The organism is Massilia sp. Masssp94, assembly GCF_059491305.1.
In genome coordinates this window covers 4,703,153-4,725,161 of record NZ_CP168501.1, presented here as the reverse complement: position 1 = coordinate 4,725,161, position 22,009 = coordinate 4,703,153, and the positions used below count along the sequence as shown (strand labels likewise).

General features: G+C 66.6%; 19 protein-coding genes and 1 pseudogene. 12 read left to right on the top strand and 8 right to left on the bottom strand.

The window, feature by feature from the left end:
• The 3 genes from ACEN9G_RS20855 to ACEN9G_RS20845 all read right to left on the bottom strand — a co-directional run bounded on the left by ACEN9G_RS20855 (position 1) and on the right by ACEN9G_RS20845 (position 2,009).
• Positions 1-1,125 (bottom strand): M14 family metallopeptidase, encoded by a 1,125-nt coding sequence (locus ACEN9G_RS20855; RefSeq protein WP_413340611.1) that lies wholly within the window; start codon positions 1,123-1,125, stop codon positions 1-3.
• 86 nt (positions 1,126-1,211) lie between these two features.
• Positions 1,212-1,613: a hypothetical protein gene (locus ACEN9G_RS20850; protein WP_259452807.1), complete on the bottom strand. Its 402-nt coding sequence runs from the start codon at positions 1,611-1,613 to the stop codon at positions 1,212-1,214.
• Between the two features lie 153 nt (positions 1,614-1,766).
• Positions 1,767-2,009: a KGG domain-containing protein gene (locus ACEN9G_RS20845; RefSeq protein ID WP_052170513.1), complete on the bottom strand. Its 243-nt coding sequence runs from the start codon at positions 2,007-2,009 to the stop codon at positions 1,767-1,769.
• Between the two features lie 293 nt (positions 2,010-2,302).
• Here ACEN9G_RS20845 and ACEN9G_RS20840 point away from each other — a divergent pair, with 293 nt between their 5' ends.
• The 6 genes and pseudogenes from ACEN9G_RS20840 (at position 2,303) to ACEN9G_RS20815 (ending at position 8,227) form a co-directional block, all read left to right on the top strand.
• Positions 2,303-3,247 (top strand): hypothetical protein, encoded by a 945-nt coding sequence (locus ACEN9G_RS20840; protein ID WP_413340613.1) that lies wholly within the window; start codon positions 2,303-2,305, stop codon positions 3,245-3,247.
• 160 nt (positions 3,248-3,407) lie between these two features.
• The gene (locus ACEN9G_RS20835) at positions 3,408-4,391 is read left to right on the top strand and encodes a glycosyltransferase (RefSeq protein WP_483126905.1); all 984 of its coding nucleotides are present in this window, start codon (positions 3,408-3,410) and stop codon (positions 4,389-4,391) included.
• Between the two features lie 80 nt (positions 4,392-4,471).
• A pseudogene (locus ACEN9G_RS20830) lies at positions 4,472-5,729 on the top strand (glycosyltransferase).
• A gap of 2 nt (positions 5,730-5,731) precedes the next feature.
• On the top strand, positions 5,732-6,544 hold the full coding sequence (locus tag ACEN9G_RS20825; RefSeq protein WP_413383938.1) for an SDR family oxidoreductase: 813 nt from the start codon (positions 5,732-5,734) through the stop codon (positions 6,542-6,544).
• 25 nt (positions 6,545-6,569) lie between these two features.
• Entirely contained in the window at positions 6,570-7,133 is a 564-nt protein-coding gene (locus tag ACEN9G_RS20820; RefSeq protein WP_413345907.1) for a D-glycero-alpha-D-manno-heptose-1,7-bisphosphate 7-phosphatase, read from the top strand.
• The gene (locus ACEN9G_RS20815; RefSeq protein WP_483126903.1) at positions 7,130-8,227 is read left to right on the top strand and encodes a glycosyltransferase family 9 protein; all 1,098 of its coding nucleotides are present in this window, start codon (positions 7,130-7,132) and stop codon (positions 8,225-8,227) included. The genes ACEN9G_RS20820 and ACEN9G_RS20815 overlap by 4 nt, the downstream gene beginning before the upstream one ends.
• A gap of 37 nt (positions 8,228-8,264) precedes the next feature.
• Here ACEN9G_RS20815 and ftsH read toward each other — a convergent pair whose 3' ends face one another.
• Both ftsH and ACEN9G_RS20805 read right to left on the bottom strand, forming a co-directional pair.
• The gene (gene ftsH / locus ACEN9G_RS20810; protein WP_483127745.1) at positions 8,265-10,157 is read right to left on the bottom strand and encodes an ATP-dependent zinc metalloprotease FtsH; all 1,893 of its coding nucleotides are present in this window, start codon (positions 10,155-10,157) and stop codon (positions 8,265-8,267) included.
• A gap of 176 nt (positions 10,158-10,333) precedes the next feature.
• A complete protein-coding gene (locus tag ACEN9G_RS20805) occupies positions 10,334-10,546 on the bottom strand; it encodes a phage holin family protein (protein ID WP_413338546.1) in 213 nt (70 codons plus the stop codon).
• Between the two features lie 128 nt (positions 10,547-10,674).
• Between ACEN9G_RS20805 and ACEN9G_RS20800 the strand changes: the two genes are divergently transcribed.
• The gene (locus ACEN9G_RS20800) at positions 10,675-11,385 is read left to right on the top strand and encodes a LexA family transcriptional regulator (RefSeq protein WP_056136824.1); all 711 of its coding nucleotides are present in this window, start codon (positions 10,675-10,677) and stop codon (positions 11,383-11,385) included.
• A 13-nt stretch (positions 11,386-11,398) separates the two neighbouring features.
• Here ACEN9G_RS20800 and ACEN9G_RS20795 read toward each other — a convergent pair whose 3' ends face one another.
• Complete coding sequence (locus ACEN9G_RS20795; protein ID WP_413338548.1) at positions 11,399-12,451, bottom strand: RNA-guided endonuclease InsQ/TnpB family protein; 1,053 nt, start codon at positions 12,449-12,451, stop codon at positions 11,399-11,401.
• 104 nt (positions 12,452-12,555) lie between these two features.
• Here ACEN9G_RS20795 and ACEN9G_RS20790 point away from each other — a divergent pair, with 104 nt between their 5' ends.
• The 3 genes from ACEN9G_RS20790 (at position 12,556) to ACEN9G_RS20780 (ending at position 16,742) form a co-directional block, all read left to right on the top strand.
• Positions 12,556-12,846: a hypothetical protein gene (locus ACEN9G_RS20790; RefSeq protein ID WP_371767463.1), complete on the top strand. Its 291-nt coding sequence runs from the start codon at positions 12,556-12,558 to the stop codon at positions 12,844-12,846.
• Between the two features lie 155 nt (positions 12,847-13,001).
• Positions 13,002-14,237, top strand: coding sequence for a glycoside hydrolase family 88 protein (locus ACEN9G_RS20785; protein WP_413338550.1), 1,236 nt, complete (start codon positions 13,002-13,004; stop codon positions 14,235-14,237).
• A gap of 18 nt (positions 14,238-14,255) precedes the next feature.
• Positions 14,256-16,742: a TonB-dependent receptor gene (locus tag ACEN9G_RS20780; protein ID WP_413338552.1), complete on the top strand. Its 2,487-nt coding sequence runs from the start codon at positions 14,256-14,258 to the stop codon at positions 16,740-16,742.
• Positions 16,743-17,067: 325 nt separating this feature from the next.
• Here ACEN9G_RS20780 and ACEN9G_RS20775 read toward each other — a convergent pair whose 3' ends face one another.
• A complete protein-coding gene (locus ACEN9G_RS20775) occupies positions 17,068-17,892 on the bottom strand; it encodes an NAD-dependent epimerase/dehydratase family protein (protein ID WP_413338554.1) in 825 nt (274 codons plus the stop codon).
• A gap of 198 nt (positions 17,893-18,090) precedes the next feature.
• Here ACEN9G_RS20775 and ACEN9G_RS20770 point away from each other — a divergent pair, with 198 nt between their 5' ends.
• Both ACEN9G_RS20770 and ACEN9G_RS20765 read left to right on the top strand, forming a co-directional pair.
• Positions 18,091-19,086, top strand: a complete 996-nt coding sequence (locus ACEN9G_RS20770; protein ID WP_413338556.1) for a LacI family DNA-binding transcriptional regulator — start codon at positions 18,091-18,093, stop codon at positions 19,084-19,086.
• Positions 19,087-19,162: 76 nt separating this feature from the next.
• The gene (locus ACEN9G_RS20765) at positions 19,163-20,998 is read left to right on the top strand and encodes a hypothetical protein (protein WP_413338558.1); all 1,836 of its coding nucleotides are present in this window, start codon (positions 19,163-19,165) and stop codon (positions 20,996-20,998) included.
• Here the strand turns inward: ACEN9G_RS20765 and ACEN9G_RS20760 are convergent.
• The gene (locus tag ACEN9G_RS20760) at positions 20,967-21,914 is read right to left on the bottom strand and encodes an alginate lyase family protein (RefSeq protein WP_413338560.1); all 948 of its coding nucleotides are present in this window, start codon (positions 21,912-21,914) and stop codon (positions 20,967-20,969) included. The two genes, ACEN9G_RS20765 and ACEN9G_RS20760, sit on opposite strands and share 32 nt — an antisense overlap.
• Positions 21,915-22,009 lie beyond the last annotated feature (95 nt).

The following is a 22,009-nucleotide window of genomic DNA, read 5'->3' as shown; positions in this document are numbered from 1 at the left end:
TCAGTCGTCCAGCGATTGCAGGATCGGCTGCAGCATCGCGGCACCCAGCGCGGCGCTGCGGGCGCCGTTCCAGCCGACGTACGGGTCGGGCAGGTTGGCGTTGTCCTTGAACGGCATCTCCAGGGTCAGCGACAGGCATTTGAACGTGTGGCCGATGTACTTCGAGGCCAGGGTCAGCAGTTCCTCGTTGTACTTGCTCGCGGCATAGCCGTAGACGTTCTGGAAGTCGGGGCTGGCGGCCATGTAGCGCTCGATGAACGCGTTCTGGGCGGCCAGGCGCTCCGGCGTGAAGTCTTCCAGCATCTCGCTGCCGGCCACGAAGTTGTACGGCAGCGCCTCGTCGCCGTGGATGTCGAAGAACATGTCGACGCCCGTCTCGTGGATCTTGTTCTTCACGCACAGCACTTCCGGGCTGCGCTCGGGCGACGGCGTCATCCACTCGCGGTTCAGGTTCGCGCCGGCCGCGTTCGTGCGCAAATTGCCCCGGACGGAACCATCCGGATTCATGTTCGGCACGATGTAGAACACGGCACGCTGCAGCAGCTTGCGCGAGATCGGGTTCGAATTGTCGAGCAGCGCATCCATCATGCCCTCGACGAACCACTCGGCCATCGTCTCGCCCGGATGCTGGCGCGCGATCACCCAGATCTTCTTCTCGGCCTGCGGATTGCCGACCACGACGAGGTTCATGTCGCGGCCGTCGACGGTCGTGCCGATGTCGTGCACGCGCGCGACCGGGTTCTCCGCCACTTCACCGAGCAGGCGCAGGTGGCGCTCCCAGGTGTAGGGCTCGAAATAGGCGTAATAAATGCTGTCCAGCTCGGGGGTGTGGTTGACGGTCATGACCTGGCCGTCGAAGGATGTCGGAACCCGGAACCAGTTCTCGGTGTCGTAGCTGGCCGCCACCTGGTAGCCCTCGAAGCCCTTCGGATACGTCGCCTGGCCCGCGTTCAGGAAGCGGATCGTGCAGGCCTGGCCGCGCGCGCCCTGCAGGCGGAAGTGGAACCACTGGTGGATGTCGGCTGAAGAATCCTTGCGCAGCTTGAGGTCGATCTGGCGCGGGTCGGTGGCCTGGACGACGTCGATCGCACCGGAATCGAACAGCTGGCTGATCTTGATGGGCATGGGCGGGTTCCTCGAAAAGCGGTCAAAGACCGCATGATAGCCGAGCCCACGCCCGCCGGCCATCACTGACGGCCGGACGCTTCGACTTACGCGTCGAGGTCGATCAGGTCCTTGCTGTAGGCCAGCATGATCTGGCGCATCAGCTCGACGTTGCTGCGGTCGAGGACGACGGTGAGGTCCGGCTTGCGGTCGAGGTTGTAGGTCATGCTGATCTTGCCCGGCAAGACCTTGCACTGCACGGTGAACGCGCGCGGGATGTTCGGGTGATCCCAGTCCCACTGGGTGATCTGCGGACCGGCCGGCGGCGGCTGCAGGTTCGGGTCCTGGTTCACCGGCAGGTGCTTCAGGAGCCAGAACACGATCGATGCCGGCACGAATACGGCGACGTCGCTCGCGCCGTGTGCGGAAAACTTGGTCAACAACAGGTTGCCGACCCGGTCGCACGACATGGACATGCTCTTGACTTGACGGATGACCGCTGATTTCACGACGAATTCCTATGGGCTAAGTGGTTGAAAGCCCGAGGATTCTACCCCATCCCATTTAAGAATTGTGTTAAAGAAATGCAAAACGGGGAGCTCGTGCTCCCCGTGTGGAATCTTGGCAGAGGGACGGCACAGCCACCGTCCCGTTGCGTGGGATTACTGCTTGTTGCCCTTGGACGAGCTGCGCGACGACGAGCCCGAAGCCGACTGGCGGTTGCCATGGCTCATGCTGCCTGCGCGACGTGCCTCTTCCGAGGTGAACTCGTGGGCGGTGCCCTTCTGGTGGGCGGCCTTGCCACCCTCGCTGGCGATCTGGCGCTGACGCTCCGGATCCATCGATGCGAAACCGCGGTTCTTGGTACCGCCGCTTTGTTTGTTGCCTTGATTGCTGGATGCCATGATGTTCTCTCCTCGTTGCAGTTGAAACCGCCGCGTCCCGCGGCAGGCCTGCCGATGCCATCGGATGAGCGCTCGGTCGGAAAACATCTTAGGCATGCCGTCTAGATGAGACTATAGGAGCATTTCAGATGACTTTGTAGGACAATGTGACACAGAAAATTCACTCTCGAAACAATACTTCCAGTCGTAAATAACTCGTCGGTAATCGTCCTACATATAACCGCAACGTCTTCCTATACTGAAGTCGCTCCTGGACGCGCATCATCTCAATTCCAGATCGAAAGGAGACGACCATGGACGCGAACCAACGCAGCGAAGCGAACAACCAGACGAACAACGGCGCCAATGAAAAATGGACGCCCGGGTCCGAGGGCGCCAGCGCCGACCGCGGCCAGCCGCTCGACCACACGTATCCGCAAGGCACCGGCGTACCGCAGCAGGGCAACCAGCAACGCGACATCATGGGCGGCCAGGGCGGCGTGGGCGGCCGCGAGTATGGCGAGGATGCCGGCATTCCCGGCGGTTCGATGGACAACCAGATCAACGGCGGCTCCGGCGCAGTGCAAGGCATCACGGACAGCCACCAGCGCCAGATGGAACAGAAGTCCGGCGCCTACGGCTTACTGGAACAGGCTGTCGGACACCGTCCGAAAGACTCGGGCGTGGATCTGAACCGGCAACGCGACATGCACCGCGACGTCGTGCGCGGCAACCTGCCCGCCCAGAGTGCCGCCCAGCCAGACCTGCAAGGCGGCTCGCTCTCGGACTCGCGCGGCAACCTGCAGGCCTCCACGCACACGCAGGGCGGCGGCATGCACGGTCCGCGCAGCGAACTGCCGTCGCAGCCGCCGCGCGGCTCGATGGGCAACCGCCAGTCGGCATCGGGCTCCACGCAGGGCGGCGGCATGCCGGGACCGGGCGCCGCGGGCGGCCATGAGGCCCAGCGCGGCAACACACAGCTGGACGTGGCCGGCTCGCGCTCGATGTCGAACCAGAACTCGGACGTGGGCGGCGTGCACCAGTCGAACGACGTGGCCGGCGGCCTGCCGCGCTCGCCGGGCAACACGGGCGCCGCAAGCACCGACCGCCAGGGCTCGCAGACCGGTTCCCACAACGGCCCACCCGTGCACAAGTCGAACGATGCCGCCGGCGGCTACCCGCGCAGCCCCGGCTTCGCCAACAAGCTCCACGGCGACGACAACATGGACGACGATACCGGCTTCAAGCGCAAGCCCTGAGCCATCCTTGATCCAGATTCAAGCTCCGGGCTAGTTCCGGAACCCAGCCATTTCGCTCGCGGTCGAACCTGTCACATTCAGACCGCGAGCGAAGCATGCCAAACCAGAACGGGATTGCACACGAGCTTAGTGCCGCCTCCATACGGGCCATGGAGGCGTCATGCGCCGCCTGAACGTCCTGACGTGGCATACGCATGGCAGCTACCTGTACTACCTGTCCCATGCGCCGCACGACTTCCACGTGCTGGTGAAACCGGGCCGGCCGCCCGGCTACGGCGGCCGCTGCGGCCCCTTCCCGTTCGGCCCGAACGTCCGCGACCTGCCCGCCGACCAGGCGCGCGCGCAGGCCTTCGACTGCATACTGTTCCAGGAAGACCATCACTGGGAACGCGACCAGTACGAACTTCTCACGCCGGCCCAGCGCGCGCTGCCCCGCATCTACCTGGAGCACGATCCGCCCTCGCTGCCCCCGGACGACATCGTCGCTGACGCCCGCCGGCCGCAATGGCCGACCGACGTGCGCCACCCGGTCGACGATCCCGCCGTGCTGCTCGTGCACGTCACGCCATTCAACGACCTGATGTGGGACAGCGGCCGCACGCCGACGCGCGTCATCGAGCATGGCGTCGCCGTGCCCGACGGCGTGCGCTGGCGCGGCGACGTCGAGCGGGGCCTCGTGATCACGAACCACCTGGCGCGGCGCGGCCGGCGCATGGGCGCGGACCTGTTCGGCCGCCTGCGCACGACCCTGCCCCTCGACCTCGTCGGCATGGGCGCGACGGAGCTGGGCGGCCTGGGCGAGGTCGACCATCCGCAACTGCCCGCGTTCGCCGCCGCGTACCGGTTCCTGTTCTCGCCCGTCCGCTATTCCAGCCTCAGCCTGTCCGTGATCGAAGCCATGACGATCGGCATGCCCGTCGTCGCACTGGCGACCGCCGAAATGGCGACCGTGATCGAGCACGGCGTCTCCGGGTTCGCCGTGACCGACACGCGCCAGCTCGCCATCGCCATGCGCGCGCTGCTCGGCGACGCCGGCCTGGCCCGCAGCCTCGGCGAAGCCGCGCAGTTGCGGGCGCGCGAACGCTTCGCCATCGCCCGCTTCAGCGCCGACTGGGATGCCGCGCTGCGCGCCGTGACCAGCTGACCGCCGCCATGAAACTCGACGACCGGCCGCGCGCCGCGGCCGCCCCGCCCCGTCCGGCCCACCTTGCCGGCCGACGCCGCATCGCCCTCATCAGCGACCACGCGTCGCCGCTCGCGGCACCGGGCAGCATCGATTGCGGCGGCCAGAACGTCTACGTCGCGCACCTCGCGCGCGAACTGGCGCTGGCGGGTCACCTCGTCGACGTCTTCACCCGCCGCGACGACGCGAAACAGAAGCAGCTCGTGCGCTGGCGCGAAAACCTGCGCGTCGTGAACGTGCCGGCGGGACCGGCCCATTACGTCCCCAAGGAGCAGATGCTGCCGCACATCCCGTCCTTCTCCCGCTTCGCGGCCCGCTTCGCCCGCCACCAGCCGGTCCCGTACGACATCGTGCACGCGAACTTCTTCATGTCCGGCATGGTCGCCCGCCACCTCAAGCAGGCGCTGGGCGTGCCGTTCGTGATCACCTTCCACGCGCTCGGCCGCGTACGCCGCCTCGCGCAGGGTACGGCGGATGCGTTTCCGGCGGCGCGCACCCGTATCGAAAGCAGCCTGATGCGGCACGCCGACCGCATCATCGCGGAATGCCAGCAGGACCGGCAGGACATGGAGCGCCTGTACGGCGCCAGCGGCGGACGCATCGCGATCGCGCCGTGCGGCTTCGATCCCGACGAACTGTGGCCCATGCCGCGCGACGAGGCCCGTGCCGCGCTGGCGCTGGCCCCCGACCGCTTCACCGTGCTCCAGCTGGGCCGCATGGTGCCGCGCAAGGGCGTGGACACGGTGATCGAGGCCGTCGCGCTGCTGCGCGCCGCGTACGGCATCGACGCCGGACTGCTCGTGGTTCGGCGGCGACGCGCAGCCGGGCGGGCGCGACGGCGCGGAACTGGCCCGGCTGCGCGCCCTCGCCGACACGCTGGGCATTGCCGGCCACGTGCAGTTCGCCGGCCAGCAGCCGCGCGCGGCGCTGCGGGTCTGGTACGGCGCCGCGGACGTATTCGCCACGACGCCGTGGTACGAACCGTTCGGCATCACGCCCGTCGAGGCGATGGCCTGCGCCCGGCCCGTCGTCGGCGCCGACGTGGGCGGCATCAAGAGCACCGTCGTCGACGGCACCACCGGCTTCCTCGTGCCGGCGCGCGACCCGCAGGCGCTGGCCGCGCACCTCGCCCGCCTGCAGCGCGATCCCGTGCTGGCGCGCGCGATGGGCGAAGCCGGACTGCGCCGCGCCTACCGCCATTACACGTGGCGCACCGTCGCCCAGCAGGTCGCGGCCATCTATGCCGCCGTCCTCGCCGAAGCGCGCGCCCCCATCGCCGTGACCCAACCCCAGGAGTAAGCATGGCCGACCTCAACGCCTCCCCGTCCATCACGGCGCAACCGTCCGTGGATGCACTACCCGACCCGGCCCCGGATCCGGTCCGCTGGCAGCGGCCCCTGCACGGCAGGGTCGCACTCGTCACGGGCGCCGCCAGCGGACTCGGTGCCGCGCTGGCCGCCGTGCTGGCGGCGGAAGGATGCGACCTCGTGGCCGCCGACATCCGCGCCGACGCGCTGCAGCTGGCCATGCCGGCCCTGCTCGGCCACGGCGTACGCGCCAGCGCGCTGGCCCTCGACGTCGGCGACCCGGGCGCCGCGCGCGCCGCCGTCGAACGCTGCGTCGCGACGATGGGCCGCATCGACATCCTCGTCAACAACGCCGGCACGGACGTGACCTTGCCCCTGTCCGACCTGTCCGAGCAGGACTGGCTGCGCGTCATCAACACGAACCTGAACGGGCCGTTCCTGCTGGCCAAGCACGCGGCCGCGCACATGCGCAGCCAGGGCAGCGGCGACATCGTCAACGTCGCCTCCACGGCGGCCAAGCGGGCCTGGCCGAATGCGAGCGCCTACCACGCCAGCAAATGGGGACTGCTCGGCCTGTCGCATGCGCTGCATGCCGAACTGCGGCCGCACGGCATCCGCGTCACGGCCGTCGTCGCGGGCGGCATGCGCACGCCGTTCCTGCTCGACCGCTTCCCCGACCTCGATCCGACCCGCCTGCAGGATCCCGCCAGCGTGGCCCAGGCGATCCGGCACGCGCTGCTGCTGCCGCGCGAAAGCGTGATCGCGGAAATGACCGTGCTGCCCATGCAGGAAACTTCCTGGCCCTGACTTGTGTCCTCATGAAAGCCGCGCCGTGAAAGCCATATTTCTCGACAAGGACGGGACGCTCGTACCCGACCTGCCCCACAACGTGGAGCCCGCCTGCATCACGCTGTGCCGCGGCGCCGGCCCGGCGCTGCGCCTGCTGGTGCGCCTCGGCTACCGGCTGTTCGTCGTCACCAACCAGCCGGGCATCGCCTTCGGGCGCTTCGCCGCGGCCGCGATGGACACCGTCAGCGCCCGCATACGCGACCTGCTGCTGCGCGAACACCTGGCGCTCGACGGCTTTTATGTCTGCCCGCACCATCCGGAAGGCACGGTCGCGCCCTGGTCGGCCGAATGCCATTGCCGCAAACCGCTGCCGGGCCTGCTGCTCAAGGCGGCGCACGAGCACGACATCGACCTGCGGGCGTCGTGGATGGTGGGTGACATCCTGCACGACGTCGAGGCCGGCAACCGGGCCGGCTGCCGCACCATCCTCATCGACAACGGCAACGAGACCGAATGGCGGCTCGGCCCCCGCCGCGTGCCGACGCGCATGGCCCCCGACCTGTACACGGCCGCCGTGCTGATCGCCAGCCACGGAGACACGCCATGACGGCCCCGTGGCATCGCGCCCGGCGCATCCTGTGCGTGCGCCTCGACTCGCTGGGGGACGTGCTGATGTGCACCCCGGCCATGCGTGCGCTGCGCCAGGCCGTGCCGGGCCGCACGCTGACCCTGCTGAGCTCCGCGTCCGGCGCCGCCGCCCTGCCCTTCGTTCCCGAACTGGACGACGCCATCGCCTGGTCGGCGCCGTGGACGAAGTCCGCCAGGTCTGCCACCACCGGGGCCGCCGCGCCGGCGCCAATCGCCACACTGGCGGCGCGCGCCTTCGACGCGGCCGTGATCTTCACGACCTACACGCAGAGCGCGCTGCCGGCGGCCCTGCTGTGCCAGCTGGCGGGCATCCCGCTGCGGCTGGCCCACTGCCGCGAAAACCCGTACGACCTGCTGAGCGACTGGGTGCCCGACCCCGAGCCGGCCATGCTCGTGCGCCATGAAGTCCAGCGCCAGCTGGCCCTCGTGCAGCGGGTCGGCTGCCGCAGCGCCGGCCTTGGCCTGTCGTTCGTTCCCCGTCCGGCGGACTTTACGGCGGCACGGGCACGCCTGGCCGCCGCCGGCATCGACCCGGACCGGCCGTGGATCCTGCTGCATCCGGGCGCCAGCGCGGCCTCGCGCCGCTATCCGGCCGCGCACTGGGCCCACGTGGTGCGCCTGCTCGCGCAGGAACTGCAACTGCCCCTCGTGCTCACGGGCAGCGCGGACGAAAGCGAACTCGTCGACGGCATCCAGTTCGCCAGCGCGGTGCCGGCCATCTCGCTCGCGGGACGGCTGGCGCTGGGCGAGCTGGGCGCGGCGCTGCGCCTGGCGGCCGTCGCCGTGACCAACAACACGGGGCCGGCCCACATGGCCGCCGCCGTGGGCACGCCGGTCGTCGACCTGTACGCCCTGACCAATCCGCAGCACACGCCGTGGAATGTGCGCAGCCGCGTCCTGTTCCACGATGTGCCGTGCCGCTTCTGCTACAAGAGCACGTGTCCGGAAGGCCACCAGGCCTGCCTGGCCGGGATCGAGCCGCGGCGCGTCGTCGATGCCGTGCGCGCGCTGCTGGATGCGGCGCGCGCAACGCCGGCGGCGGAGACAGCCTGACCGGCGCGACGCCATGCTGCCCTTGTCGCCGTGCCGATCACCGTCCGGACTGCCTGTCCGCCACCTGCTCCACGGCCGGCGCCGCAGACGGTGCCGCGACAGGTCGCGCCGCATGCTCGCGCACGAGCGCCTGCAGCGCGTCGCGCTCGACGGTCTCATGGTCGAGCAGCTGGCGGGCCAGCGCATCCAGCAATACGCGCTGCTCGCGCAGCGTGACGCGCACCCGTTCATGCGCTTCGTCGAGCAGCCGCGCGATCTCCCCATCGATCAGGCGCGCCGTACGTTCGCTGTATGCCGTATTCGGCGGCTGGGCCGGCGCATAAGGCGCGGCGGCGGGCTGCTCGAACGTCGCGAGGCCCATACGTTCGCTCATGCCGTATTGCGCGACCATGTGGCGCGCGAGATCGGTCGCCATCTGCAGGTCGTTCTGCGCCCCCGTCGAGAGGTCGCCGAACACCAGCTCCTCCGCCACGCGTCCGCCGAGCAGCACGTCCATCCGGTCCAGCAGCTCGCTCTTCTTCAGCAGGTAGCGGTCCTCGGCCGGCAGCTGCTGCGTATAGCCGAGCGCGGCGATGCCGCGGGGGATGATCGACACCTTCGCCACGCGGTCCGCATGCGCGCGGAACTCCGCCGTCAGCGCGTGCCCCGCCTCGTGGAAGGCCACCGTTTCCTTTTCCATCGGATTGATCAGGCGCGAGCGCTTTTCCATGCCCGCGATGACGCGGTCGACGGCTTCCTCCAGGTCGCCGCGCTCGACCCTCTCCTTGCCGCGCCGCGCGGCCAGCAGCGCCGCCTCGTTGACCAGGTTGGCGAGGTCGGCACCGGCCAGGCCGGGCGTCCTCGCAGCCACGGCGGCCAGGTCCACGTCCGGCGCCAGCCTGACGTCGCGGGCATGCACCTGCAGGATCTTCTGGCGGCCCTTCAGGTCCGGCCGGTCGAGCGCGACGTGGCGGTCGAAGCGGCCCGGGCGCAGCAGGGCCGGGTCGAGGATCTCCGGACGGTTGGTGGCGCCGAGGATGATCACGCCCTTGTTGGTGTCAAAACCGTCCATCTCGACGAGCAACTGGTTGAGCGTCTGTTCCTGCTCGTTATAGCCGCCGACCACGCCCGCCACGCCGCGCGCGCGGCCCAGCGCATCGAGCTCGTCGATGAAGATGATGCAGGGCGCCACCTTCTGCGCCTGCACGAACATATCGCGCACGCGGGCCGCGCCGACGCCGACGAACATCTCGACGAATTCCGAACCGCTGATCGAAAAGAACGGCACCCCGGCCTCGCCGGCCACGGCCCGGGCCAGCAGGGTCTTGCCGGTGCCGGGCGGCCCGACGATCAGCACGCCTTTCGGAATGCGCCCGCCGAGCCGCCGATAGCGCTGCGGGCTCTTGAGGAAGTCGACGATCTCCATCAGCTCGTCGCGCGCCTCGTCGATACCGGCCACGTCGTTGAAACTCACGCCGGTCTTGCTCTGCATGTAGACACGGGCCCGGCTCTTGCCCACATCAAACAACCCGGCCGCAACGCCACCCCGCTTCGCCATGGCGCCCCACATCCAGAACAGCAGGAGCAGCGGCAGCGCCCACGACAACAACGTACTCAGCCATTCACTGTGCTGCTGGCCGAAGTAGCGCACGTGCGCCGCGTCGAGGTCCTTGACAAGATCCGGATCGGCCACGCGGACGGCGTTGAACGGACACAGCCCGTCCGCATTGCACTTGACGGACTCGGCGCGGTTCTTCGGCAGGATGGCGTCGAGGCCGCCGGACTTGAGCGTGCCGGACACGGTCGTCTCCGCCAGAGTGACCTCGTTGACCTTGCCGCCACGCAAAAGCTCCTTAAACTCGCTGTATGCCAGCGGCGACGACGCGATCACGTCCGTCACCGACTGGAACAGCATGAACAGGACAATGGCGAACAGCCAATACCACAGCATGGGACGGAGCGTCGGGCCGCCGCCGTCCACGCCCCGCCCGGTTGGCGTCTCCTTCGTATCGGACATATCGTTCACGCCGCCTCCATGCGCCTGAGCTCTTTCAGCGCCTACGCCTCTCGCCCCACTGTCTGACAGATCAGGCCCACATCACTTTGACCTGGATCAAAGTGACACGTTCACGTCTGCCGCTCCAGCTGCGTGAGCCGCGCCTCGCACTCGCGTTGTTCGCGCCGGTCGCGGCGGTACGTGTACACGGTATTGGTCAGGCAGGTCAGGACGGCGGTCGCGATACCGACCGCCGCGCCGACGTCCGCCATGGTCAACGATGCGCCGATCGACGCCACGCCCGCGACATAGCTGGCCACGCCGAAGATACCTGGTCTGTTCATAGCTGTTCTCCCCCATCGAAAGCTCGCCTCCCCTTCACAAAACCCGGCAAGTCGAGTAGAGTCCAGTATAGAACTCTAAACTGATCAACGTCAAGAACACTAAACCCGAACGAGTGCAGGGCCCGAACATGAACCTCTTATCCGACCGCCTCGACCACATCTACCGCACCACGCCGCAGCTCGAAGGCGAGCGTGGCCAGACCGGCCTCGTCAAAGCCTCGGGCGCCTCGAAGAGCGTGGTGAACCAGTGGCTGACCGGGAAAATCAAGTCGATGGACATCCGCTACGCCCTGAACATCGAGCGCGAACTCGGGTTCTCGCACATCTGGCTGATGACCGGCGAAGGCGACCCGCGCCAGGCCCCCTTCCACGGCCTGAAGGACGGCATGCCGGTGCGCCCGGCCGACAACGACGATGCGGAATTCGTCCAGATCCGCATGGTCAAGCTGCGGCTATCGGCCGGGATCACGGGCTTCCAGACGGAGCCCGAACGCCGCGACGGCGGCACGCTCGGCATGCGCCGCACGTGGATCGAACGGCACAACTACCATCCCGACCACCTGATGGCCATCCTCGTCAAGGGCGAGAGCATGGAACCGTCGCTGTACGCGGGGGACATCGTCATCATCAACACGCTCGACACGAAGCTCATGGACGGTGCCGTGTATGCCTTCAACTACGAAGGCGAGGCCGTCGTAAAGCGGCTGACGCGCGACGCCGGCAAATGGTGGCTGACCTCTGACAATCCGGACCAGCGCAAATACCACCGCAAACTCTGCCAGGGCAACGCCTGCCTCATCATCGGCCGTGTCGTGCGCAAGGAAAGCGATCGCATTTGACGTCCTCCCCGCCCTAAAAGCCGGGGATTCCTGCGGCCAGCGTCGCACGTCCGCGACGGAGAATGTTTATCGCAGCATTGATATCGCGATCATGTGTACAACCGCAAACACCACACTGCCACTCTCTTATTCCAAGGTCTGCGATACCTTTCGGCCGCGAATCGGGCATGGCACCACAATTCGAACAGACTTGGGAAGTAAAACTTTCGTCGACTTCCTCGAACCACGCGCCATGCTTAACAGCCTTGTACGCCAGTTGATGTCGGAAGCTCGACCAGCCCGCATCCAGGACAGACTTCGCCATGCCGGTCCTGGCGAGTCTGGCGGCGGCCACATTGCCGACCGCGATATAGTCGAATTGCCGGACAATGCGGTCCGAGAGCTTGTGCAGAAAGTCATTGCGACGGTTCGCTATCTTCGCGTGGAGCGCTTTGACGCGCCGCTTCTTGTTGGCGCGCTGCGCCAGCGCGAGAGCCTGCTCGGCACCACGATAAATGCGCTGCGCTTCAATCTTTTCGCCGGTGGAAAGCGTCGCGAAGTCTTTCAGGCCGAGATCGATACCGACACCGCGCAACGGTCGGCGGGCACTGCTATCGGGCGTGACCACATCGATCACGATATTCAGGTACCAGTTCCCTCGCGTGTCGCGCGAAAAGTTGGTGCCATCCTTGATCTTCCCTTCGGGCAGCGGTCGGCTGTTAAAGACGCGAAAGGTATTGCCTGCGAAGCGAAACGCATCACCTTCCCGCTTCAGTTCCCGTCCCTTGATCGGCACCCAGCCCAAGGAACGCTCGCCACGATAGCGAAGATAAGGTCGCTTCTTTTGCGAACGCGACTTCGCATACTGTTCGCAGATCGCGTTGACTGTCCCAGAATGCAAGCCCAGTTCTTTGCTGCTGCCGGTCGTCAGTTTGTTCAGGTCAAAGCCCGACAGCCAAGGACGGCCAAAACGCAGCGCATCCTTTTGCCGATCATTGCAGTAGTTCCAGACGAAGTTACACGCGCGCGACTGCCTGTTGAGCAGCCCGTTAAGGGACTTCACCCGGTAACGAAAAACCAGCATCATGCTGTGATTATATGCAGCATTTTTAGCAACCGAAAGGCATCGATTGCGGCACAATCGGCTCCTTTCCTCCCCGCCCTGAAGGACGGGGTCTCTCGGAGCACATCATGAAACTCGAGGTCGCCCTCGCCGAACTGAAAGGCGTGCGCGTGGCACTGGCCTTTCCGCCGCCGGCGTGGGTCGCGCCCGGCGTCGGCGACGTGCTGCTGGAGCGCCTGCGTCCATACTTCCCCACCCTGCCCGTGATGCTCGTGGCCGTGCAAAAGCATGGCGTGCGCGCGCATGCCGCGTTCCAGGCGCAGGCGCTCGTGGACGGCGCGGATCTCGCGCACCTGCCGCGTACGACGATCGACCTCGACGTGCCGCCGCTCCCGCCGGACGAGCCGCCGCCATTCTAGTCGTCCGGCCGGCAAAACGTTTTCGCTATTGCCGCCACCAGCACGTCGTTAAGCCCTGAAAACGTCAAGTTAAGCGTTTACCTATTTTTGTTGACACCGCTTCCCGTTCTGATTACGATTTGCTCAATAATCAGACCAACAGGGAGACGCGTTCCATGACTGCGAAAACGATTATCTGCGGGATCCTGCTGGCGGCGTGCGGCGCGTCGGCCGCAACGGCCGCGGAACCGATCGGCGCCGTCATCGACAAGGACTTCAAGGTCGCCAGCGCGCAGTACCGCATCCTGCTGGACAAGGCCGCGGGCAAGCCGGGCTTCCCCCGCACCGTGGAGCGTGGCGAAGTAAAAATGATCGGGCCGGGCGACTGGACGGCCGGCTTCTTTCCCGGCTCGCTGTGGTACCTGTTCGAAGCCACCGGCGACGCGACATGGAAAACGGCGGCGATGCGCTACACGGCGCTGACGGCGCCCGCGAAGTTCGACAAGTCCCAGCACGATCTCGGCTTCATGCTGGGCGCCGGCTACGGCAACGGCCTGCGCCTCGTGGACGACGCGGCCACGCGCGTGGCCTACCGCGACGCCCTGCTGGCCGGCGCGACGACACTGATCACGCGTTTCAACCCGAAAGTCGGCAGCATCCAGTCGTGGGACCTGTGGCCCAACACGACGTGGGCCTTCCCCGTCATCATCGACAACATGATGAACCTGGAGCTGCTGATGTGGGCCGCGAAGGCCGCGAACGAACCGCGCTACCGCGAGATCGCCATCGCCCATGCCGACACCGCGCTGAAGAACCACTTCCGCCCCGACGGGTCCAGTTTCCACCTCGTCGACTACGACCCGAAGACGGGCGCCGTGCGTACGCGCATGACCGTGCAAGGTTACGCGGACGGCTCCGCATGGGCGCGCGGACAGGCGTGGGGCCTGTACGGCTACACGATGATGTACCGCGAAACCCGCAACGACAACTATCTCCAGCAGGCGCACAAGATCGCCCGCTTCTACACGACCCATCCACGCCTGCCGGCCGACAAGGTGCCCTATTGGGACTTCGACGACCCGGCCATTCCCGCCGCCCCGCGCGACGCTTCCGCCGCCGCCATCGCCGCCTCCGCCCTGCTGGAACTGGCGACGTTCTCCGACCGCGAGACGGCCGCGCGCTACCGCGACTTCGCCGAACAGACGCTGCGCAGCCTGTCGTCCAGTGCGTACCTCGCGGCGCCTGGAGACAACGGCGGCTTCCTCCTCAAGCATGCGACCGGCCACAAGCCGGCCAAATCGGAAATCGACGTGCCGCTGAACTACGCGGACTACTACTTTCTGGAGGCGCTGTTGCGCATGAAGGCGGCACGCCTGAAGGCGGCGCGCAGCGGGACTGGCAGTTTTCATTAGAAAAACCAAGGAGACGTTGTGAGCAAGCAGAGAACACCGGGCGCGCGGATCGCGGTCAAGCCCGTGGCGGCCGTCGTCGCGATGGCCGTCGCCCACTGGACCGTGCCCGCGCGGGCGCAAGAAGTACCGACGAACCCCAACCAGCTGCAGACCGTCCTGGTCACCGCGAACAAGCGCGTGGAGCGGCTGGAAAACGTGCCGGAGTCGATCTCCGTGCTGTCCGAGGCGGAGATCCAGCGCAACAACGTGCGCGAGATCGAGGACGTCATCAACCTGACGCCGTCGCTGACGCTGTCGTCGGGCACGACGGCCGCCAACAACGCCATCTTCATGCGTGGCATCGGTACCGTCTCCGTCGGCATCGGCGTGGAGTCCGACGTCTCCGTCATCATCGACGACATTCCGATCGCCAGCCAGTTCCAGGCCTTCCGCGACCTGGCCGACGTGGCCCGCGTCGAGGTGCTGAAAGGGCCGCAGTCTACGCTGTTCGGCAAATCCGCCGTGGCCGGCGCGATCAACATCGTGACGAAACCGATCAGCGGGCCGATCGTCTACCGCGCCAACGCGTACTACACCAACGACCACGAGTGGCGCGTGGGCGCGTCGGTCGGCGGCAAGCTGCGCGACGACTTCGGCATGCGCATCGCCGTCAACAAGAGCGACATGCCGGGTAACTTCACGAACCTGACGAACGGCCAGAAGGTCAACGGATCGGGCGGCAGGACGATCATGACGAAGTTCCAGTGGAACCCGATCAAGGACCTGGAGATCGACTTCACGCCGCACTACAACGCGCAGGAAAACAGCCGCGGCGTGACGGCCGTGAACGGCTTCTACCGCGCGGGTAGCCAGGCCGACCTCGCGACCGCGTACATGAACGGCAACCCGCAACTGCCCGCGTCGCTCACGCTGGCCGGCATCAACCCGTACGATCCGAACAACCGCAACGTGCGGCGCGACTTCCCGACCGGGATCAATTCGTCCACGTTCGGCACGGGCCTGAAGTTCTCGTACAACCTGCCGAACGACGGCACGCTGATGTCGATCTCGTCGTACGAGCACTACAAGGCAAACGATTACCGCGACCAGGACTTCGTCGACGTGCCGACCATCGCGCGGCCGGGCGAGACGAAGTTCAGCGTCGGCAACGCGCAATTCGGCACCTACGACATCCGATCGAAGACGCAGGAAATCCGTTACGTGTCGCCGGATATCGGGAAGCTGCGCTACGTGGCCGGCCTGTGGTGGGCGCAGAACGAGATCGACCGCCACTTCATCCGCGGCTTCTGCGTGCGCCCGAGCGTCTGCACAGCGAGTTCGCCGTCGAGCCCCACGAACTACTACACCGACATCTACAACGTGAACCGCGCCGTGTTCGGCCAGGCCACGTGGGACTTCCATCCGACGTACACGCTGGTCGCGGGCATCCGCCGCAACGTGGAAACCTCGGGCTTCAACTACATCCGCAATTTCTATACGGACCAGCTGGACCGCTCGACCTTCGTGCCGGGCCCCGTCGGCCGGGACCAGTTCTCCAGCAGCGGCAACCGCGACTGGGCGACGACCGGCAAGCTGTCGATCCAGAAGCAGATCAACAGCGACTGGATGGTCTATGCGATGACGGCGACCGGCTACAAGGGCCTCGCGTACGACGTGACGAGCGGCCTGAAGGCGGCGGCCGCGTTCCCGGTGGCGCCGGAGACGAGCCGCAGTGTCGAGCTCGGGACCAAGGCGAACCTGTTCCACAACCGCATGTCGCTCGCCGCCACGATCTACAAGACGGACTTCAAGAACTACCAGCAGAACACGTCGTTCGTGCTGCCGAACGACCCGACGATCTACACGCAGCTGAACTCGATCCCGAAGATCCGCACGCGCGGCTTCGAAATCGATTCGCACTTCCTGCTGACGTCGAACTGGTCGATGAACGTGTCGTACGCATACACGCGTCCGGAGATCGTCGACTGGAAGAACGGCCCCTGCTACCAGGACAACACGAACCCCGCCATCGGCACGACGGGCCTGGGCGAAGGCGGTTCGCTGGGCGGCTGGAACCGCGCCTGTTTCCCGATCCGCGCCGGCTCGACGACGGGCGTGCAGAACCTGACGGGCGGGATCTTTCCGGGCACGCCGAAGAACAAGGTCAACATCGGCACGAACTACGACTACCATTTCGCGGACCGCCCGTACTGGGCCTTCGTGAACGCGAACGTGCGTTACCAGACCGAGTACCAGACCAACATCAACAACGACCCGCGCTCGGTGAACAACGCGTACTCGATCTCGGACCTCGGTTTCGGCCTGCGCCAGAACAACGACATGTGGCGCCTGTCCTTCCGCATCAACAACCTGTTCGACCGCTTCTACATCGGCAACGCCAACGCGAGCGGCCCGTCGTACCGCGCGGGCCCGACGTCGACCTCCCCCGCCATCACGGTCAACAGCTGGGTGCCGCCGCGCGACGTATTCCGCTTCTACAGCGTGCGCCTCGACCTGAAGTTCTGATACCGGGTTTCCTCCGCGGGCCCCGGCCCGCGTTTCCCTCGATGCCGCCGGGCGACCTGGCGGCATTTTTTTATCCGAGGCCATTTCCCAAAATCGGGGTCAGAGCACATTTCGGATCAATGTCCACTGCGCTACCAAACACGGAATTGCGCTCACCGCACAAAGAACTCGCACCGAAAAGGGCTTTGACCGCGAATCTTGCTGAAAACGTGCTCTGACCCCGAATTGAAGCTATTTCCAATAATCGCGGTCTGACCCGGTTGCTGGAAACAAAAAGGGCCGGGGCATCACTGCACCGGCCCGGCATGTCGCGTTCGCGGGCGCTTCAGTCTTCGTAGATCGGCCCCGCCGTCAAAAACGGCCCGCCCTGGTACACGGCCGTGATGTCGCCCGCATCCGACCACGTGCCGCCGGCCGGGAAGCGGTCGGCGAACGCGCGCGCGCTGTGGCGCGGCTCGAAGCCCAGGTGGGCCGCCGCGCGGTTGTCCCACCAGCGCACCGGGTTGTCCGACACACCGTACGTGATCGTGTGGCCCACGCGCGGCGTGAACAGGGCACAGCGCACCAGTTCCACGAGGTCGTCGTACGCGAGGAACGTGACCAGCATGCGCGCATTGCGCGGCTCGCCGAACGACGAGCCGATGCGCAGGCACACGGTCTCGATGCCGAAGCGGTCGAAGTAGTAGCGCGACAAGGCCTCGCCGAAGCACTTCGACACGCCGTAGATGCCGTCCGGCCGCAGCGGCACGTTGGCATCGACGATCTGCGTGGTCGGGTAGTAGCCGACGACGTGGCTGGAGCTCGCGTAGATCACGCGCTTGATGCCGCGCTTGTGCACGGCCTCGTACAGGTGATGCAGGCCGAGGATGTTGGCATGCATGATCGTCTCGAACGTGTCCTCGACGGAGACGCCGCCGAAGTGCAGCACGGCGTCCACGCCTTCCGTCAGCGCCATCACGGCGGCGCGGTCGCCCAGGTCGCAGCGCACGACTTCCTCGCCCGGCCCGGCGGGCGCGATGTCCTTGATGTCGCTGAGGCGAACCACGTCGGCCCACGGCTTGATCCGCTCGCGCAGCACGGTGCCGAGGCCGCCACCGGCGCCGGTCAGGAGAAGACGGTGGAAAGGCTTGGACTCGGTCGCTGGGGTCATGGACAGGCTCGCATATGTTAAACGTTTAACCGAGTATATCCAAAACGCTTTCGATGTCAATTTTTTGGACCGCTTTTTCGCCCGGAGGCCCCGCCCGGACAGGTGGCAACGATTCCATACGCCGATTTCTTGCCCCAGCTCGCTTCCGCCCTTGGGGACGCATGCTAAGATGTGCCGCTGAGTAACGATTAACCTTCCATGAAAAAGTCCGCCCCGACCATCCGCGACGTCGCCGCAGCCGCCCACGTGTCCACTGCCACGGTGTCGAAATTCATCAACGGCGCACAGCGCTTTTCGCCCAAGGTCGAGGCGGCGATCGAGTCCGCGATCGCGGGCCTGGGCTATAAATCGAACCCGCTGGCCAAGTCGATGATCACGGGGCGCACGAACACCATCGGCCTCTCCGTGCTGGACATCACCAACCCGCACTTCTCCAGCATCCTGAAGGGCGCGAACCGCGTGGCGCACGACCAGGGCTTTTCCGTCCTGCTCGTCGACACGGAGGAAACGCCCAGCCGCGAGCGGCGCACGCTGGAAGAACTGAGCCGGCGCGTGGACGGCATGATCGTGTTCTCGCGCATGCGCGAGCACGAGATGGCGTGGATGACCGAGATCGACAAGCCGCTCGTCTTCTTCGGCAGCCTGGCGCAACTGCCGCTGCCTACGGTGGCCAGCGACGACCACGGCGGCGCCTACATGCTGGCCCAGCACCTGCGCATGCTGGGCCACCGCCGCATCGCCTACCTCGGCTTTTCCAAGTCGCGGCGCGACGAGGAGCGCCTGGGCGGCATCCGCGAATCGCTGAAGACAGCCGGCCTCGAACTCGCGATCTTCGATGCCGAGGCGCCGTCGCTGGCCGAAGGCGAACGCCTGTGCTCCGCGATCGTGCTGGGCAGCCAGCGTCCGGATGCGCTGATCTGCTACAACGACTTGATGGCGCTCGGCTTCATGAAAGAAGCGTCCAACCTGGGCATCTCGATCCCCCAGGACATCTCGGTCGTCGGCTTCGACAATATCCCCTACGGCAAATACACGACCCCCGCCCTTACCACCGTCGACCTGCAGAGCGAGCGCATGGGCGCGACCGCGATGGAAAAGCTGCTGGCCGTGATCCGCGGCGAACACGTCGAAAAGCTCACCAAGGTCGCGCCGCAACTGATCCTGCGCGGGTCGACGATCGCCCGCCGCCCCTGAGCCCGTATCGCCGTTTACTTTCCGGAAGAGTTGACCTATCCTTTTAGGAAAACGTTTAACAACACTGGAGACACGCATGCGCCCTGTCCTGCCCGTCATCACGATGGCGGTTCTCGCCCTGTCACACGCCGCGCCCGCACTCGCGACCAGGCCCCTGCACCAGACGGTCGAACAGGCCTACCCGCAGCTGGATTACTTTTTCCAGAAGCTCGTGAAGGAACGGGACGGCATCACGATCGACGGCCGCGCGCCGTTCCAGAGCCACGACAAATTCCTGCCCGGGAAAATCGCGACGGGCCTGGCGGACGTGCTGCTGCACACGTCCGCCAATGACCCGCGCTTGCCCGGCATGCTGCGCGACTATGCATCCATCGCCGACCTTACCGTCGGCATGGAAAACGATACCTGGGGCATCTATTACTACATTGGCGCGCTGGTCAAGCTGAAGCGGGCCGGCCTGCTGGAGCGCGCCGTGCGTCCCGCCACGCTCGACCAACTGCGCAAGAAGCTCGACTGGCGGACGTTCGTGCGCGTGCCGGCCTACGAACTGATCGACCTGCCGACCAATTACTATGGCGTCGCCTTCAGCATTGCGCGCCTGCGCCTGCTGATGGGCTGGGAAGACGCGCAGGCGAGCGACGTCCTGCTCGACAGGATGCTGAAGCATTACGCCGATTACTCCGGCACCTACGGCTTTTCCGACGAGACGGATGGCCAGGGCCGCTTCGACCGCTACAGCATCCTGCTGGCGGCCGAGATCTGCGAACGCTTCATCGAGACCGGCCTGACGGTGACGCCGGAACTGAAAGCCCTGCTGCGCAAGTCGGCCGACGTCGCGCTGAACGCGGCGAGTGCCGACGGCAGCGGCTTCACGATGGGCCGCAGCCTCGGGCCGTACGGCGAGACGGCGATGTTGGAAATCCTGTCGACGGCCGCCTACCTCGGCGTCCTCACGCCGGAAGAAAAGGAGTACGCGTACGCCTACTCCGCGCGTATCGGCGAGCGCTACATGAACTTCTGGTACGACCCGGCGCTGCACTCGGTCGACATGTGGGGCAAGGGCCGCCGCACGGACACGTACCGCGGCAAGCATCGCATCCTCGGCGAGAACTTCTCGCTACTGCACCAGTTGATCGGCACGGACGAGATGTGGAACCGGGCCGGCATGAAGAACGCCGTACCGCGCGCGGACCTTGCGGCGTGGCTGGAACGCGCGCGTCCTCCCTTCAGCCTCACGCGCTTCGCGGGCGGCGAATACGACCGCGCCCTCGCCATCTGGCGCGACGGGCCACACGTATTCAGCCTCTCGATGATCAACGGCGGTCCGAGCCAGCATGCGAACAGCCCGTACTATCCGCTGCCGTTCTCGTACGGGATCGTCTCCGGCATCGCCGACAGCGGCGCCGCGCATCCGCAGTTGCTGCCGAAATTCCGTCTCGCCGACGGCAGCGAATTGATCGCGACCGCGTTCATCAAGAACATCGAGACGAGCGACATCGACGGCGGCCATCGCGTCACGTACCGCCAGGATGCGCTCACGAAGCTGGGCAAGAACGTGCCCGTGAAGGACACGCGCATCGCGGTCGAGACGGAATACACCCTGCGCCACGGCGTCATCACGCGCACCGACACGTACACGCCGGCGGCACCGCTGGACGTGGCCGGCGTGAGCCTCGACTTCGCGTCGTTTTCAAGCGGCGCCACGGTGGACGGCAACACGATCGCCTTCCGCGACGGTGCCGTGCGTGCCTTCGCCGTCGACGGCCTCGCACGCTGCAGCGCCGACGACGTGACCGGCAGCGAAGCGTACCGCGCGCCGTATGGACCGATGGCCACGCTGGCCGCCTGCCGCACGGGCGCGTTCACGTTCGACAAGCCGCTCAGGATCCGCTGGACGATCCGCTACCAGTGACGACGTGTTCGAGCGGATTGGCCAGGCTGCGGTCGCCGCCCATGCGCGCATCCCAGTTCACGGCCGGCAGCCTGACGGGCACCGCGACCTTGCCGCCGTGGCGCAGGTAGATGGCGATCCATCCCGGCACGCCGCCCGACCGCTCCTGCTCGACGCCCGTCATCGTCGCGATGGCCGACGGATCGGCGACGCCGCCGACGGAGAACGCAATGAGCTTGTCCAGCCGCGGCGACTGCACGTCGAAGATCGACGCCATCAGCACGAGCGGCGCGGCCGCGTACAGGTGGTAGTGCAGCGCCCTGCCCGCCCGTTCCAGTTCGTACGGCAGCACGCCGTCCGGCCGGATCTGCGCCATCGCAGCGTCGAACACCTTGCGGCCCCACGCGAGGCAGCGCGCGTCGCCCGTGACAGCGCCCGTCGCCGTCACCGCGAGGCCCTCCCAGTAATAGTGATTGTTGCGCACGCCCTTGTGCGCGTCCGAATGGCGGATCGTTGCATCGGCCAGCGCCAGCAGCCACGCCTCGATGCGGCCGCGCTCCTCCAGCGTCGCCGCGGGCTTCACGCGCGCGTAGGCGAGCGCGAGGCCGCCCAGCGTCCACTTGCGCGTGTAGTACGACTGCTCCGTCGTCATCGTGCCCAGCATCGCCTTGCGGCCGGCCCAGTCGGCGAGCCAGGCCAGGGCGCAGCGGGCATCCGCGTCGCGGTGCGTCCGCTGCCACGCGACGGCGGCATGGGCCACCGCGTCGAGGTAGTCGTTGACGGGCTTGACGGCCGCCTCGTTGCGCGCCTTGCGCACCGGGTCGACGATCGAGTGATGGCTGTCGCTGTAATAGCTGTTCGCATCGATGTCGATGACGGCCGGCGGCGGCGCCTCGCACGCGCCCGCCGGACGCGCGGCCAGTGCCGCGATGAACATGGCTGCTCCGAGTCCTCGTATCCGCATGGTCTTCTCCATTTTTATGAAAGCGTTTACCTTATCTCAGCTTTAAGCCAGAATCCATACATCTAGTT